Below are 15,811 nucleotides of genomic sequence, written 5' to 3' on the forward strand. Positions count from 1 at the left end.
TTGCCGGTTGCGCCCGCCCGCAAGGTCCGCGCAAGACTGGCGGCCTAGTCTTTGGGCACACGCCCGGAGATTCCCATGGAGCCCGTTTCTCTTTTCGATCTCGCCGCCAAGCAGGCGCAATGGCTGGCCGTGCGTCAGTCGGCGGTCGCCGGCAACATCGCCAACGCCAACACGCCGGGCTATACGGCAAACGATGTCGAGCCGTTCGAAAAGGTGCTCGACCGCGCGGCGGTGTCGTTGCAGACGACACAGGCCGGACATCTCGGCAGCGCCGCGACTAATGCCGGTTTCGCGATCAAGCCACAGGAAGACGACGGCGTCGTCATGCCGTCCAAGAACACCGTCGTGCTCGAGGACCAGCTTCTCAAGGCCGGTGAGGTGCGCCGCTCCTTCGAGCTCAACACGGCAATCGTCAAGGCATTCCATTCGATGATGATGATGGCGGTGAAGAGCTGACCATGGACGCGCTCACAGCAGCCCTCAAAGTAGCAGCCTCCGGCCTCGGCGCCCAGTCGGAGCGGCTGCGCGTGGTTTCCGAAAACCTCGCCAATGCCCAGTCGACCGGCACCACCCCCGGCTCCGACCCCTATCGCCGCAAGACCATCAGCTTCGTCTCGGAGCTCGACCGGACCACTGGCAGCTCAACGGTCGAAGTGAACTCGATCGACCGCGATCCCAGCGATTTTCCCGTGGAATTCCGACCCGGCAACGAGGCCGCCGACGACAAGGGCTACGTCAAGATGCCCAACGTCAACGTGCTGATCGAAATGGCTGACATGACCGAGGCCAACCGCTCCTACGAGGCTAACCTGCAAGTCGTGAAGCAGGCGCGCGATCTCATTTCAATGACCATCGACCTGATGAGGAACCAATGATCGTGAACGGCATCGGCGCGCTAAACCTGAAGCCTGGACTTGGCGACACGGCGACTGAGCTGCTTCAGGGCGGCGTTGCGCCCGCGAGCGCAGGCAACCTCGGCACCTCCTTCGCCGAGGCGCTGAGCCAGGCGGCCACAAAGACCGTCAACACGCTGCAGAACGCCGAGCAGGTCTCGGTCCAGGCGCTCAAGGGCGACGCCGACACCCGCCAGGTCGTCGATGCCGTGATGAGCGCCCAGCAGGCGCTGCAGACCGCCGTCGCCATCCGCGACAAGGTCGTTTCGGCCTATCTCGAAGTCAGCCGCATGGGCATCTGAGGAGTTCGGCCATGAAAGCACTCGCCATCGCCGCCACCGGCATGAACGCCCAGCAGACCAATCTGGAAGTCATCGCCAACAATATCGCCAACATCAACACCACCGGCTACAAGCGGGCGCGGGCCGAATTCTCCGACCTGCTCTACCAGGTCGACCGCACGCAAGGCGTGCCCAATCGCTCGAACGCCTCGCTGGTGCCGGAGGGCGTCTCGATCGGCCTCGGCGTCAAGACCACCGCCGTGCGCAACGTCCACACCCAGGGCGAACTGACCAGCACCGGCAACAGTTTCGACATGGCGCTCACCGGCAGGGGCTGGTTCCAGATCGAAGGCGCCGACGGCGGCACGCTCTACACCCGCGCCGGCGCCTTCAACACCAACGCCACAGGCCAGCTGGTGACGGTGGACGGCGCCAGCGTCATTCCAGCGATCAACGTCCCGGTCGACGCCGTCGAGGTCATCGTCAACAAGACGGGCCAGGTCTTCGCCCGCATCGATGGCCAGTCCGACCTGCAGAATCTCGGCCAGCTCCAGATCGTCAACTTCGCCAACGAAGCGGGACTGGCGCCGCTCGGCGACAATCTGTTCCAGGAAACGACCGCCTCTGGCCCGGCCAATGCCGGCGTGCCCGGCGATCCCGGCTTCGCCACCATCCAGCAAGGCTATCTCGAGGCCTCCAACGTCGACCCGGTCAAGGAAATCACCGAACTGATCTCGGCGCAGCGCGCTTATGAGATGAATTCCAAGGTCATCCAGGCCGCCGACGACATGGCCTCGGTCGTCTCCAAGAACATCAGGTAACGACAATGGCCGGTCCGGTCCCCTGCTCCGCGTTCCGCCGCACCGCGCTCGTCCTTGCGCTGGTGACCGGCGGCATGCCGGCTTTCGCGCAGGACGCGGCCAACCGGTCGGCAACGCAGATCGCCAGCAGCCAGCCTGCCGGCGAGGTCGTGCTGATCCCAAACCGGGTCATTTATCCCGGCGAGACCATCGAGCTCGCGGCCCTCAAGCAGGTGACCCTCATCCCCGGCAAGCACAAGCCCGACGCGGTGTCGACCCTTGCCGAGGAACTCCAGGGCAAGATCGCCAAGCGCACGCTGTTGCCCGGCCGCTACATCCCCGTCGCCGCCATTCGCGACGCCTGGCTGGTCGAGCAGGGCGCTGCCGTGCAGGTTTTCTTCATCGCCGGCGGACTGACGATATCGGCCACCGCCGTGACCTTGCAGCCAGGCTCGGCTGGCGATCTCATCAAGGTTCGCAACAGCGACAGCGGCAAGATTCTCTCCGGCACGGTGATGGCTGACGGAACCATCCAGGTCAGCGCTTCATGACGCGTCCGCTTATTCTCCTGCTTGCGGCCGCGCTCGGCCTGCAGCCTGCCTTGGCCGACGGCCTCACGCCCAAGGCCAAGCGCGAACTCGCCGCCAGGAATGGCGGCGTCTATGACGATCCTGAATATGATCCGGCCACCACCACGCGCATGTTCCGCGTCTCGCCCGGGCCGAGCTCGCTGCCGCCGGGCCAGGTCGCCTCGCGCATCAAGGACATCGCGCAGCTGCAGAGTTCGCGCGACAACCAGCTCGTCGGCTACGGCCTGGTCATCGGCCTCGCCGGATCGGGCGACAGCTTGCGCAACTCGCCGTTCACCGAACAGTCGATCCGCGCCATGCTGGAGAATCTCGGTATCGCCACCGAAGGCGGCAGCGCGCGCGCCAAGAACGTCGCCGCCGTCATCGTCACCGCCAACATGCCGCCCTACGTGCAGTCGGGCGCGCGCATCGACATCGACGTTTCCTCGATGGGCGACGCTACCTCGCTCGCCGGCGGCACGCTGATCATGACGCCGCTGAAGGCGGCGGACGGCGAAATCTATGCCGTCGGCCAGGGCGCGGTCATCGTTTCGGGCTTCACCGCCCAGGGTCAGGCCGAGCAGTTGACGCAAGGCGTCCCGACCGCGGGCCGCGTGCCGAACGGCGCCATCATCGAGCGTGCCGTGAAGGCCGAGTTCGATGACCAGCCGATACTGACGCTGCAGTTGCGCAATCCCGATTTCTCGACCGCCATTCGCATCGCCGACGCGATCAATGACTACACCAGCCAGCGCTTCGGCATGCGCGTGGCGGCCGAGCGCGATTCCCGCACCGTCCAGATCAGACGGCCGAAAAGCGTCTCGGCGGCCCGCTTCTACGCCGAGATCGAGAACCTCGTGGTCGAATCCGATACGCCGGCCCGTGTCGTCATCGACGAGCGCACCGGCACCATCGTCATCGGCAACGACGTCAAGATCTCGCGCGTGGCCATCAGCCACGGCACGCTGACGGTGCGCATCACCGAAGCGCCACGCGTCGTGCAGCCCGAACCCTTCTCCAAGGGCGAAACCGCCGTTGAGCCGTTCACTGCCATCGACGCCAGCCGGCCCGACGCGCGCGTCGCCGTGCTCGACGGCCCCGACCTGCAAACCCTAGTTTCCGGTCTCAACCGCCTCGGCGTGAAGCCCGACGGCATCATTGCCATCCTGCAAGGCATCAAGTCGGCCGGCGCCCTGCAAGCCGATCTGGTTCTCCAATAGGCGATGCCGATGATCTTATCCCCCTCATTCCATCAAGGATGCCGCCCCGCCGCGATCCTGTTCGCGGCCTGCGCTCTGACGGCCTTTTCCAGCGGCGTGCACGCCGAAGAAGCCGTCCGCCAGGTTCTGACGGGAGCGCCGCCCGCACCCGCGCCGCAGCTGTTGGCCCGGGAGAAGGCTCCCGACCAAAGCGAGATCGAGCGCTTCTGCTCCAACATAGCCGACGCCGCCCGCGACCGCCGCTACGTCTTGCAGGCGGAGGAGTTGAAACAGCTCCAGGCCGGCATCGATCAACGCATGAAGGCACTGGACGAAAAGCGGGCCGAATACGAGACCTGGCTGAAGCGGCGCGAGGTGTTCCTGGCCCGGGCCGAGGACAGCGTCGTCAAGATCTATGCCGGCATGAAGCCCGACGCGGCGGCCGAGCGCCTGGCCATCGTCAATGCCGATCTCGCCGCGGCCATCCTGATGAAGCTCGATTCGCGCAAGGCCGGCGTCATCCTCAACGAAATGGACCAGAAGGCGGCGGCGACGCTCACCGGCATCATGGCCAGCGCAGCCCGAAGGGTAGATCCGTCATGATCCGCAGAACGCTCATCCTGTGCGCGGTCGCAGCTTTGTCCGGCTGCGGCACCAATCTCAAGGAGATCGGCAGGGAGCCTTCACTGTCGCCGGTCGGTTCCGGCATCGGCAGTGAAGGAGCTTCGCCCTACAGCTATCCTGAGCCGCCTGCCGCGCCGGTCAAGAAATTCTCGCTGTGGGACGATCGCCAGAGCCGGCTGTTCACCGACCCCAGGGCGTTGCGCGAAGGCGACATTCTCACCGTCAGGATCAAGCTCAACGACAAGGCCAACTTCAAGAACCAGAACGACAGGAGCCGCACCGCCTCGCGCAAGCTGGGTTACGACGTCACGCTCGGATGGGAAGACAAGAGCACGAGCGGCAAGGGCGACGCCGGCCTGAGCTCCAGCACCGAAACCAATGCGGACGGCGAGATCAAGCGCTCGGAGAACCTGGAGCTCAACGTTGCTGCCGTCGTCACCGAAGTCCTGCCCAATGGCAATTTGATGATCAGGGGCTCGCAGGAAGTGCGTGTTAACTATGAGCTCAGGGTGCTCACCATCGCCGGCATGGTGCGCCCGTCGGATATCGGCGCGGAGAACACCATCTCCTATGAACGCATCGCCGAGGCGCGCATCTCCTATGGCGGCCGCGGCCGCGTCAGCGAGGTCCAGCAGCCGGCCTACGGCCAGCAGATCCTCGACCAGGTTCTTCCGTTCTAGGGCATTGGAGACCGCAGCACCGTGGCCAGCGTCGAACAGGTTCCGTCTCGCAAGGGTCCTTCCCTTGCCGTCCAGGGCGCCATGCTGCTCCTGGTGACGGCTGCCGCCATCGGCATGGGCTGGCTGTCCGGCGGCTATCTCAAGGGTGTGGGGGCACCGGCATCGGTACCCGTCGCGCCGGAAAACGAGGGCAAGGTGCCCAAGCCCGCCGACGCGCAAGAGCCCGGCACGGGACCGTCACTCGTCGCGCTGGCGCCGATCACCACCAACATCGCCTCGCCCGCCGAGACCTGGATCAGGATGGAAGTGTCGGTGGTCTACGATGCGCCGCAGCCGCCGGCAATGTCGGATGAGATCCATCAGGATCTTCTGGCCTTCGTGCGCACCCTGAAGATGCACCAGATAGAAGGCGCCAGCGGCTATCAGCACCTGAAGGCCGATATCGAGGAGCGCGCCTCGATCCGCAGCCAGGGGCATGCCAAGCAGGTACTCATCAGGACGTTGCTGCTCGAATGAAGAAATTTCTTCTTGCCGCGGCGCTGCTCGGCGCCGCCACATCGATCGCGACGGCCCAGCAACTGGACCTCGGCGGCATCGGCAAGGCCGACGGCACCACCGTCGGCTACATCATCCAGATGTTCGGCCTGCTCACCGTGCTTTCGGTGGCGCCGGGCCTGCTGATCATGGTGACGAGCTTCACCCGTTTCGTCATCGCCTTCTCGATCCTGCGCGCCGGCATCGGCCTGCAGTCGACGCCGGCGAACCTTATCCTCATTTCGCTGTCGCTGTTCATGACCTTCTATGTCATGGCGCCGACCTTCGACCAGGCCTGGAATACCGGCGTCAAGCCGCTGATGGACAACCAGATCAGCCAAACCGAGGCCTTCGAGAAGATTTCCGATCCCTTCCGCACCTTCATGCTGCACAATGTGCGCGACAAGGACTTCGACCTGTTCGCCGACCTCGCGCGCGAACGCGGCCAGACCGTTGCGAAGGAAACCGTCGACCTGCGCATCCTGGTGCCCGCCTTCATGATCTCCGAGATCAGGCGCGGCTTCGAGATCGGCTTCCTGATCGTGCTGCCGTTCCTGGTCATCGACCTGATCGTCGCCACCATCACCATGGCGATGGGCATGATGATGCTGCCGCCGACGGTGGTGTCGCTGCCGTTCAAGATCCTGTTCTTCGTGCTGATCGACGGCTGGAACCTGCTTGTCGGCAGCCTGGTGCGCTCCTTCAACTGATCGCGCCCGGCGCCGACCGCGCCCTCCCGTTTTTTCGACAATATTTTTCGATTAACCGTCCGGTTTAGTCCTTTGGTAGGGACTTGCCGCCATATTCCCCGCAGATGGCGGGTGATCGGGTCTCAGACAGATCATTGGCATGATGCCGCTCCGTCATACCGGCCAATCCGGTATGTCAAAAAACACCTGTAAAAAGTAAGGTACGAGTAGACATGGCCAGTATCATGACCAATGCCTCGGCGCTGACCGCGTTGCAGAGCTTGAACGCCACCAATAAGAACCTCGAAACCACCCAGGCCCGCATTTCGACGGGCTATCGCGTTTCCCAGGCTTCGGACAACGCTGCTTACTGGTCGATCGCCACCACGATGCGTTCCGACAACCAGCAGATGTCGACCGTTTCGGACGCGCTCGGCCTCGGCGCCTCGAAGGTCGATACCGCTTACACCGGCATGAACAGCGCGATCGACACCATCAACCAGATCAAGACCAAGCTGACCGCCTCTTACGGCCAGACGGATGCCGACAAGGAAAAGACCCAGACCGAAATCGCCGCCCTTCAGAAGCAACTGAAGGCCTATGCCGACGGCGCCAGCTTCTCCGGCACCAACATGCTGTCCGTGGACAGCGGCACGGGCACGTCCGTGGCGGACATCAAGATCGTGTCGGCCTTCAACCGTGACGCTTCCGGCGCGGTATCGATCTCGACGATCGACGTCAACGTGGAAAGCACCAAGCTGTACGAGGCGGGTACCACGGCCGGCACCGCGAAGGGCATCCTCGACGCCGCGCGTCTGGGCACCGACGGCAGCGTCACCGCCACGGCGGCTACTCCGGCTGCTGGTGCTACCGTTGCGGCCGGCGACACCTATTCGGTCGCCAGCCTGAAGATCTTCGACTCCGCAACGGGCAAGGGCTTCAGCGATGACCAGATCTCGGGGATGATGAACGTCGTCGACGCCGCGCTCAAGGACATGACGAACGCCGCCACCACGCTCGGCGCCGCCAAGAGCAGCATCGACCTGCAGAAGACGTTCACGCAGAGCCTGATGGACTCCATCGACCGCGGCGTTGGCCAGCTCGTCGATGCCGACATGAACAAGGAATCGACCCGCCTCCAGGCCCTGCAGGTTCAGCAGCAGCTCGGCATCCAGGCGCTGTCGATCGCCAACGGTTCGTCGCAGTCGATCCTGTCGCTCTTCCGCGGCTGATCGCCTTCACCATCCACGAACAGCACCAAGATATCGGGCCGCGCCAAAGCGCGGCCCGATTGCGTTTGCTCCAGCCCCGCGCAATCCTCGTTCCTTAACTGTCGAAAGCTGACTTTTAACAGGGCGTTAACCATATCGCGCTAGCTATGGTTAACCAATAGCTTACGACAGGTTGTCGAATCGGCCCGACCGGCACGATCGCAGCCGATGGGCAGGCCGACCAGGCCTGTGGGCATGCCGGCTTAGAGAAGGAGCGAGTTTCTTGGCGAGCATCATGACGAACGCTGCGGCGTTGACTGCACTTCAAAGCCTCAACGCCACCAACAAGTCGCTCGAGCAGACACAGGCCCGCGTCTCGACGGGCTATCGCGTCTCCGAAGCCTCCGACAACGCCGCCTACTGGTCGATCGCCACCACCATGCGCTCCGACAACCAGGCGCTCTCGACCGTGCAGGATGCGCTCGGCCTCGGCGCCTCGAAGGTCGACACCGCCTATACCGGCATGAACAATGTGCTGGACACGATCGGCAAGATCAAAACCAAGCTGCTTTCGACCGTCGGCCAGACAGATGCCGCCAAGGCAAAGACGCAGACCGAAATCACGGCGCTTCAGGCGCAGATGAAATCCTTTGCCGACGCCGCCACCTTCTCCGGTTCGAATTTCCTGTCGGTGATCTCCAAGCAGGTGTCGGCCGCCAATGACGGCGTCCAGCCCGACTCCAAGATCGTGTCCTCGTTCAACCGCACCTCGTCCGGCGCCGTCCAACTCGGGACGATTGACATCGATGTCGAGAGCACCAAGCTTTTCGATTCCGGTCTCGCCGGCGAGGTCAAGAACCAGGGCATTCTCGACCGCAAGACATCGGTCTATTCGACCGCGGCCGCGCAGACCCTGTATGACACCGCCTATGCGGCATCGATCGCGGGTGGATCAACGGATATCGCAGCCAACACCGCCGGCCAGACCGCGGCGGGGGCGGTTGCCAAGGTCGACAATATTTCCGCCTACAATCTCGACATCACTGCGGCGGGCGTGACCGACGACATCATCACCCAGATGATCACCAAGATCGACAACGTCATGAGCCAGCTGACCGATTCCGCCACCATCCTCGGTTCGGCCAAGAGCAGCATCGACCTGCAGAAGACCTTCACGCAGAGCCTGATGGACTCCATCGACCGCGGTGTCGGCCAGCTCGTCGATGCCGACATGAACAAGGAATCGACCCGCCTTCAGGCGCTCCAGGTGCAGCAGCAGCTCGGCATCCAGTCGCTGTCGATCGCCAACAGTTCCTCGCAGTCGATCCTGTCGCTGTTCAAGAGCTGACCGCCCACTCGACGTCTTCACCTCAAGGTTGAGGGGCCGCGCGCCGAGCGCGGCCCGATTTCATTTTCGCACAAGCTTCGAGGGCTAGTGTTCCAGCGGACAGTCATGCTGGGAGTAGTCGACCGTGCCGGAACAGATCCAGAGCATCATCGCGAATCTCCGCGGGTTTGGCGTGAAGCGCCTGGCCATGCTGGCGGGCATCGCCGCATTGGTGATGAGCGTCATCGGTGTCGCTTCCGTCTATCTCAACCGTCCGGCCTACGACACGCTCTATGTCGGGCTCGACCGCGCCGACGTGAACCAGATCGGCCTCGTGCTGGGCGAGGCCGGCATCGGCTTCGACGTCGGCTCCGACGGAACCTCGGTCCTGGTCCCGGCCGGCACCACCGCGCAGGCCCGCATGCTGCTTGCCGAAAAGGGCCTGCCGACCAGCGCCAATGCCGGCTATGAACTGTTCGACAATGTCGGCTCGCTCGGCCTGACCTCCTTCATGCAGCAGATCACGCGTGTGCGCGCGCTGGAGGGCGAAATATCGCGCACCATCCAGTCGATCGCGGGCGTCAAGGCTGCGCGCGTCCATATCGTTATGTCCGAGCGTGCCAATTTCCGCCGCGACGAGCAGCAGCCCTCCGCGTCGGTCGTCATCCGCTACGCCGGCATCGACGCCGAGAAAAGCGCCATGTCGATCCGCCATCTCGTCGCCGCCGCCGTTCCCGGCCTGTCGGCCGACAAGGTGACGGTGCTCGATTCCAACGGCAATCTGCTGGCGGCGGGAGATGATCCCTCCAACACAAGTGCCGCCCGCACGCTGGGCGTCGAGCAGACCGTCGAGGCGCAGATCGGTGACAACATCCGGCGCGCCCTCACCCCGTATCTTGGCCCGGACAATTTCCGCGCCAGCGTCAAGGCCGACGTCAACACCGATACCCGCCAAACCGAGGAGACGATCTTCGATCCGGAGTCGCGCGTCGAGCGTTCGGTGCAGTCGGTGCGCGCCAACGAGAACAACAACCAGAAGCAGGCCTCCACCCCGGCCAGCGTCGAGCAGAACCTGCCCGAGACGCAGACGACCGCCACCGAGGGTCCGCAATCCTCCTCGCAGAACGACCGCAGGGAAGAGATCACCAACTACGAGATCAACTCCAAGAAGATCGCCACCGTCTCCAACGGCTACAGCGTCACCAAGATGTCTATCGCCGTGGTCGTCAACCAGGATCGGCTGAAGGCGATCCTGGGCAAGGACGCCACGCCCGAACAGATCGCCAAGCGCGTCGCCGACATCCAGAAGATGGTGACCTCTGCCACCGGCTTCGACGACAAGCGCGGCGATGTCATCGACGTCTCGGCGGTCGAGTTCATCGACGGGCTCGACGGCGAGGCGATCCCGCAGGCCGGAATGCTCGATTCCGTCGGCCAGCACGCCGGCACGCTGATCAATGCCGGCGCCTTCATCGTCGTGGTGTTCCTGGTGGCCTTCTTCGGCCTGCGCCCGATGGCGGCGGCCCTGACAGCAAAGGCGACGCCGTCCATAGCCGGTCCCAATTTCGACGAGGTCCAGCGCTCGCTGCCGACGCCAGAGGGCACGGCTTCCGCCGAAGCCGGCTCGGCCGTCGGCGCCTTGCCGGGCGTGCGGGCCGGCTCCACGCCGCTCGACGACCTGCGCCAGAAGATCAGGCCCGCGCCGCAGGAGCGGCTTGCCCGCATGGTCGACCTCAACGAGGAGCGCACAGCGCAGATCCTGCGCAAATGGGCGGCCCAGGAAGTCGCGGTGTAGTCCATGCCTTCCCTAGCCCTTTTCGATCTCCTGCCGGATTTCGGCCCGCGCCCGCAACGTGTCAGCCAGCCGAGGGCCGCCGCCGAGCACGAGCCGGAAGCAGCCGTGCCTCAAGCCGATATCGGCACGCTGATCGCCGAAGCGGTCGCCCAGGCGGAGGCAGCGCTTGGCGAGCGGCTTGCGGCTGCCCACGAAGCAGCGATGGACGCTGAACGCCGGGCGAATGCCGAGGAAGCGAAGGCCTTTCTCGAGAGCTTCGGCGGCGATGTCGGCGAGGCGGTCTCGCTGCGCATTGATGCCATGGAGGCGCGCGTGACGGACCTCGTCGCCGCCACGGTCGCACGCATCATCGGCGGCATCGTCAGTGACGACCTGCAAAAGCGCTCGCTTGAAGCGCTTGCCGGTGCGGTCCGCGAAGCGGTCGGCGATGGCGAAGCGGTGCGCATAGTCGTTCGCGGCCCGCTTTCCCTTTTCGAAGCGCTGAAGGCGTCGCTCGGAGCGCGCGCCGCCAATCTCGACTTCCTCGAAGCTCCCGGCTTCGATCTCACGGTCTCCATCGACGAAGCGGTGTTCGAGACGCGCATGGCCGAATGGTCGGCAACGCTCTCTCAGGTGTTGGCATGAGCGTCGCCGATGCCGATCAGGCCAGGCACGAGATCATTATCGTGCGTCGCGGCCATGACGACCACGAGGAGGGCCATCACGGTGGCGTCTGGAAGATCGCCTTCGCCGACTTCATGACGGCCATGATGTGCTTCTTCCTGGTCATGTGGCTGATCAACGCCGCCAACGAACAGACCAAGGCGGCGGTCGCCAGCTATTTCAATCCGGTCAAGCTGGTCGACCGCACCTCGAGCCGCAAGGGCCTGGAGGATCTCGGCGACGGTCCGCGCGCCATCGGGCTGACCGCCGACAATCCGGAAGAGGCGGCCACCAAGGCCGGACAGGATGGAGCCGGCGGCGCGGGTTCATCCGATCCCAAAAAGGAAAAGCAGGAGCCGCAGCAGTCGGAGCAGTCCGACGAACACCTGTTCGCCGATCCCTACGCGGTGCTTTCGGAAATCGCCACCAACACCGGCATCATGCAGAACGTCAGCCAGAAGGGCGATGGCGGCGCGCAGAGTGCCGGCCCGGCAACGGGCGCTTCCGGCGGCGCCTCCTACCGCGATCCGTTCGAGCCGGATTTCTGGTCTCAGCAGGTCGCCTCGCCGGGCGCCGAGGCCAGCGCGCAGCGCGCCAGGATCGAAGGTGATCCGGTGAAGCCCGGCGACAAGGCCGCCGAGGCGCAGGTCGCCAAGGTCAAGGCCGTGCCGCCTGCGCCGCCGGTCATCGCGGCGCCGCTTGAACCTCTGGCAAAGGACGGCAAGGCCACAACGGCAATCGCCGAGGCGGGTGATGCGAAAGCCGGCGCCGCCGGACCCGCGGGCGCCAAGGTTGCCGCCGCCGAGGCGGCCAAGCCCGATGCCGGCGAAAAGAAGCCGGGCGCAGCCGCGCTCAAGGCTGCGGCCGATGTCAGGCAGCAGCTGGCCGATGCCTTCAAACCTGGCGACAAGTTGCACGACGGCGTCTCGGTCGAAGCCACCGACAAGGGCGTCCTCATCTCGATCACCGACCAGCTTGACTTCGGCATGTTCGAGGTCGGCTCCGCGATGCCGCGCCGTGAGCTGGTGCTCGCGATGGAAAAGATCGGCCGCATCGTCAACAGCCAGAAGGGGACGATCAGCATCAACGGCCACACCGACGCGCGGCCGTTCCGCAGCGCCGGCTACGACAATTGGCGGCTGTCGACCGCGCGCGCGCATTCGGCGTACTACATGCTGGTGCGCGGCGGCGTCGACGAGCGCCGCATCACCGAAGTCGCCGGCTTCGCCGACCGCCAGCCGAAGGACCCCGCCGATCCGCTGTCGGCGGTGAACCGCCGCATCGAGATACTGATGGCGACCGGCGGATGAAGCGGGCGGTCTTCACCAGCCGCTTGATGGGCCTTTTGCTGTTGGCCGGCCAGCCTACAGCCGCCCTCGCCCAGGATTCGTTGCAGCCCTATCAGCTGGTGCGCTCGCTGCAGCTTATTCAAGACCGTATCGCCGTCGGCGACCACGCCGCGCTGCCGATGCAGTCCAAGCTGCTGGAGATGATCGATACGCGCCTTCGCGAGGCGGACAAGGACGATTTCAGGGATCCGAAGAATTTTCGCGCGCTGCTGGTCTACGGCATGAGCGGCGGCAACCCGGTGACCGTCGAGGCGGCCGTGTCGCGCGCCACCGCCGATGCGCGGGACCTAGCCCTTGCCAGGGGCGTCATCGATTACCTGAACGGCCGCCCCGGCGAGGCCATCGAAGCCTTGAAGCCGGTCGATCCGATGGCGGAGCCCAGCGACCTCGGCGCCTTCCTTGCCCTGGTCAAGGGTTCGCTGCTCGCCAGCGACCAGCCGACCGCGGCGCTGGTGCTGCTCGACGAGGCGAAATTGCTCGGCCCCGGGACACTGGTCGAGGAGGCGGCATTGCGCCGCTCGGTCGGCATTGCGGTCGCGCAGCGCGACGCGGCGCGCTTTGCGCTTGCCTCCACACAATATGTCGAGCGCTATCTCTATTCGCCCTATGCCAGCCAGTTCGCCGACTCCTTCGTCTCGGGCGTGATTGAGCTGCACATGTCGATCAGCCAGGACAAATTGGCCGATATCACCTCGATGATGGATCCCGAGCGCGAGAAGGTCATTTATCTGCGCATCGCCCGCCGCGCCGCGATCGACGGCCTGAACGAACTGTCCGCCTTCGCCTCGGCGCGGGCCGAGCAAGGCCGCGACGGCAACACCAATCAGGGCGATCCGCGCGCCCTGCTCTACTCAAGCCTGTCCACCGTGACATCGGGTACCATCGAGGACGTGCGCGCCAAGCTGGGCAAGATCGACCGCAGCCGGTTGTCGGATGGCGACCGCGCGCTGCTCGACGCCGCCGAGGCCATCGCCGGCGAAGTGGTGGCGCCGCCAGCTTCCCTTCCGATCGCAAGCCCGGCACCTGCCGACGTCATGCCATCGCACGAGCCCGAGCCTGCCGCCGCGCAGGCCACCGACGCCGCCGGATTGCCGCTCGTCGAGGATGCTGTCTCCGAACAGCCGGCCGTCGCGCCATCCGGCGACACAGTAGCAGCTGCGCCGAACGCGCCGGCTCCGGACGATGCGGCAACTGTCCTGCCGGCATCGGCGCCGGCGGCCGCGGTCAGCACCGACACGTCAGACCCGACCGATGCCGCCATGGTCAAAACTCGTCGACAGCTCGACCTGATCGACCAGATGCTTGGAGCCGCTCCGAAATGACCCCCAGCCTCGGTCCGGCGCTGCCGGGAATCACCACCGCGCGCACGACGGCGGAACAGCCGGCGGCGACCGGGAAGAATGACGACACGGGTTTCGGCAAGATGCTGGACGACAAGTCCGGCCCGGCCCACCCGGACAAGCATCCGGCAGCCGGGGCCGGATCGCGCGATGAGCGCTGGAGCAGGCTTGCCGCCGGTCCTGCCGGGCAGAAGGACGAGCCACTGCCGGCTGGCAACGCAAGGATCCCATCCAGCGGAATGCCGGCCGCGAAAACAACCAGGGACGACAAGACCGCCGAGCCGGACAAGGACGCCGATGGCGCAGCGGCCGAGACAGGTACGACGCCGCTCGAGGACCATCTGCCGTTGCTGATCGCGTTCCATGACCTGCGCCATTTCTCGACATCGGCCAGACCGGCCGATACGAGCGAAACCGGACAGGAACCGGCGCTCGACGGGCAGCTCCAGCCGAAGGCCTACCGGCCGAAATCCGCCGCCGGGCATGATGACCTCGAACCGATGTCGAAGCCCGAGCGGACATCGCTCGTCGATGGGCCGCTGACCAAGCTCGATGGCCAGACCGTCCACGACGCCGCCGGCACGCCAAAACGCGACAATGCGATCGCGGCCGGGCCACTGCCCCAGACAGCGCCGGCCGAAGTGCCGGGCGTGGATCCGAAGCAGGCGGCACCGCAGCTGAGGTCCATCGCCGATGTTCAGTCCTCGTTGCGGCACGAGCCCGGAAAACAACTGTTGGCGGCAGGGCGCATCGACGTGGTCTCCGAGCGCAGCTTCCCTGCCCCGCCGCAGGCGCCGATGAGCCAGGCGGCCCTCAACGTGATTGGCGCCATAACAGCCGATGGCGGCCCGAAAACGACGCTTTCGACACACTCCGCAACTGCGCAACTGACAGGCCCTGTTGCCGCCGCGACACATGTGTTGAAGATCGAACTTCATCCGGCCGAGCTTGGCATGGTCACCGCCAATCTTCGCCTCTCCGGAGAACAACTTTTGATTGAGTTGAAGCCTCAAACACATGACGCCTACCACCGGCTGTCCTCTGATAGCGATGCCATCGTCAAGTCCCTGCGCGGACTCGGCTTCGAGGTTGACAAGGTGACGATACTACAACCTTCGGTAGCGGTCCCCGCAACGACCCGCACTGATGCGACCGCATCCTTGCAGACGGCGGCGGGCCGCGACCAGTCGTCCTTTCAACCCGGGAATTCCGGCGGCGGCAACAGCGGCGCTGGCGGCCAGCAACCGGGCCAGCAATCCGCCGGAAGACACAATGATGACGCGCAAGCACACGGCCGCCCCGCTTCGCCTTCTCGCGAGCGCGCTGGCGGCGATATCTTTATCTAGTCTTGCGAGCGGCGCCGCTGCCGCCGCCAATGCTTGCGAACCGGAGATCCTGCGCGCCGCCGACCACTATGGCGTGCCGGCCGGCATCCTCTATGCCGTCGGCTTGACCGAGACCGGCAAGAAGGGAAGCTTGCAGCCCAACGCATTGAATATAGAAGGAAAAGCAGTCTTCCCGACAAGCCGCGCCGAAGCTCTTGCCACCTTCGCCAATGCCCGACGCGAGGGCAAGACGCTGATCGATCTCGGCTGCATGCAAATCAATCACCACTACCACGGCGCGCATTTCCGCAGCGTCGAGGACATGCTAGATCCGCGTCAGAACGTCGACTATGCAGCGCGTTTCCTGGCCAGCCTTCATGCCCGTCACGTGACCTGGTCGATGGCCGTCGCCCGCTATCACGCGGGGCCCGACAACGACCCGGCGCAGAAGGTCTATGTCTGCCGCGTGATATCAAACATGGTGGCCACCGGCTTCGGCAAATGGACCGGCAACGCCCGCACGTTCTGCAACCCATGAGCGTATTCTTGCATC

At 65.0% G+C, this 15,811-nt stretch carries 18 protein-coding genes; all 18 read left to right on the top strand.

The window, feature by feature from the left end; genetic code table 11:
- The first annotated feature begins 75 nt into the window (after window positions 1-75).
- Window positions 76-456: a flagellar basal body rod protein FlgB gene (flgB, locus tag ACIU1A_RS22475; RefSeq protein ID WP_140496212.1), complete on the top strand. Its 381-nt coding sequence runs from the start codon at window positions 76-78 to the stop codon at window positions 454-456.
- Window positions 457-458: 2 nt separating this feature from the next.
- Window positions 459-875 carry a flagellar basal body rod protein FlgC gene (flgC, locus tag ACIU1A_RS22480; RefSeq protein ID WP_404925315.1) on the top strand — a complete coding sequence of 139 codons (417 nt, stop codon included), beginning with the start codon at window positions 459-461 and terminating at the stop codon, window positions 873-875.
- Window positions 872-1,195, top strand: coding sequence for a flagellar hook-basal body complex protein FliE (locus tag ACIU1A_RS22485; RefSeq protein WP_181165227.1), 324 nt, complete (start codon window positions 872-874; stop codon window positions 1,193-1,195). The genes flgC and ACIU1A_RS22485 overlap by 4 nt, the downstream gene beginning before the upstream one ends.
- Window positions 1,196-1,206: 11 nt before the next feature.
- Window positions 1,207-1,995 carry a flagellar basal-body rod protein FlgG gene (gene flgG, locus ACIU1A_RS22490; protein WP_404925316.1) on the top strand — a complete coding sequence of 263 codons (789 nt, stop codon included), beginning with the start codon at window positions 1,207-1,209 and terminating at the stop codon, window positions 1,993-1,995.
- A 5-nt stretch (window positions 1,996-2,000) separates the two neighbouring features.
- Window positions 2,001-2,525 carry a flagellar basal body P-ring formation chaperone FlgA gene (gene flgA, locus ACIU1A_RS22495; RefSeq protein ID WP_404925317.1) on the top strand — a complete coding sequence of 175 codons (525 nt, stop codon included), beginning with the start codon at window positions 2,001-2,003 and terminating at the stop codon, window positions 2,523-2,525.
- A complete protein-coding gene (locus ACIU1A_RS22500) occupies window positions 2,522-3,763 on the top strand; it encodes a flagellar basal body P-ring protein FlgI (RefSeq protein ID WP_224677785.1) in 1,242 nt (413 codons plus the stop codon). Before flgA ends, ACIU1A_RS22500 begins: the two co-directional genes overlap by 4 nt.
- Before the next feature lie 3 nt (window positions 3,764-3,766).
- Complete coding sequence (locus ACIU1A_RS22505) at window positions 3,767-4,345, top strand: MotE family protein (RefSeq protein ID WP_404925318.1); 579 nt, start codon at window positions 3,767-3,769, stop codon at window positions 4,343-4,345.
- Complete coding sequence (flgH, locus tag ACIU1A_RS22510; RefSeq protein WP_140513639.1) at window positions 4,342-5,046, top strand: flagellar basal body L-ring protein FlgH; 705 nt, start codon at window positions 4,342-4,344, stop codon at window positions 5,044-5,046. The genes ACIU1A_RS22505 and flgH overlap by 4 nt, the downstream gene beginning before the upstream one ends.
- 81 nt (window positions 5,047-5,127) lie before the next feature.
- Window positions 5,128-5,562, top strand: a complete 435-nt coding sequence (locus tag ACIU1A_RS22515) for a flagellar basal body-associated FliL family protein (RefSeq protein ID WP_263483070.1) — start codon at window positions 5,128-5,130, stop codon at window positions 5,560-5,562.
- Window positions 5,559-6,290 carry a flagellar type III secretion system pore protein FliP gene (fliP, locus tag ACIU1A_RS22520; RefSeq protein WP_140513640.1) on the top strand — a complete coding sequence of 244 codons (732 nt, stop codon included), beginning with the start codon at window positions 5,559-5,561 and terminating at the stop codon, window positions 6,288-6,290. The genes ACIU1A_RS22515 and fliP overlap by 4 nt, the downstream gene beginning before the upstream one ends.
- 212 nt (window positions 6,291-6,502) lie before the next feature.
- Window positions 6,503-7,501: a flagellin gene (locus ACIU1A_RS22525; RefSeq protein ID WP_140496221.1), complete on the top strand. Its 999-nt coding sequence runs from the start codon at window positions 6,503-6,505 to the stop codon at window positions 7,499-7,501.
- A gap of 262 nt (window positions 7,502-7,763) precedes the next feature.
- Window positions 7,764-8,828, top strand: a complete 1,065-nt coding sequence (locus ACIU1A_RS22530; RefSeq protein ID WP_140496222.1) for a flagellin — start codon at window positions 7,764-7,766, stop codon at window positions 8,826-8,828.
- A gap of 124 nt (window positions 8,829-8,952) precedes the next feature.
- The gene (gene fliF / locus ACIU1A_RS22535; RefSeq protein ID WP_140522324.1) at window positions 8,953-10,602 is read left to right on the top strand and encodes a flagellar basal-body MS-ring/collar protein FliF; all 1,650 of its coding nucleotides are present in this window, start codon (window positions 8,953-8,955) and stop codon (window positions 10,600-10,602) included.
- 3 nt (window positions 10,603-10,605) lie between these two features.
- The gene (locus ACIU1A_RS22540; protein ID WP_140560328.1) at window positions 10,606-11,226 is read left to right on the top strand and encodes a hypothetical protein; all 621 of its coding nucleotides are present in this window, start codon (window positions 10,606-10,608) and stop codon (window positions 11,224-11,226) included.
- Entirely contained in the window at window positions 11,223-12,554 is a 1,332-nt protein-coding gene (locus ACIU1A_RS22545) for a MotB family protein (protein WP_404925319.1), read from the top strand. The genes ACIU1A_RS22540 and ACIU1A_RS22545 overlap by 4 nt, the downstream gene beginning before the upstream one ends.
- A complete protein-coding gene (locus tag ACIU1A_RS22550; protein WP_404925320.1) occupies window positions 12,551-13,915 on the top strand; it encodes a chemotaxis protein MotC in 1,365 nt (454 codons plus the stop codon). Before ACIU1A_RS22545 ends, ACIU1A_RS22550 begins: the two co-directional genes overlap by 4 nt.
- A complete protein-coding gene (locus ACIU1A_RS22555) occupies window positions 13,912-15,279 on the top strand; it encodes a flagellar hook-length control protein FliK (protein ID WP_404925321.1) in 1,368 nt (455 codons plus the stop codon). Before ACIU1A_RS22550 ends, ACIU1A_RS22555 begins: the two co-directional genes overlap by 4 nt.
- On the top strand, window positions 15,209-15,796 hold the full coding sequence (locus ACIU1A_RS22560; RefSeq protein WP_404927997.1) for a transglycosylase SLT domain-containing protein: 588 nt from the start codon (window positions 15,209-15,211) through the stop codon (window positions 15,794-15,796). The genes ACIU1A_RS22555 and ACIU1A_RS22560 overlap by 71 nt, the downstream gene beginning before the upstream one ends.
- Window positions 15,797-15,811 lie beyond the last annotated feature (15 nt).

Source organism: Mesorhizobium maamorense (assembly GCF_044998965.1).
In the GTDB taxonomy this organism is placed as follows: Bacteria; Pseudomonadota; Alphaproteobacteria; order Rhizobiales; family Rhizobiaceae; genus Mesorhizobium.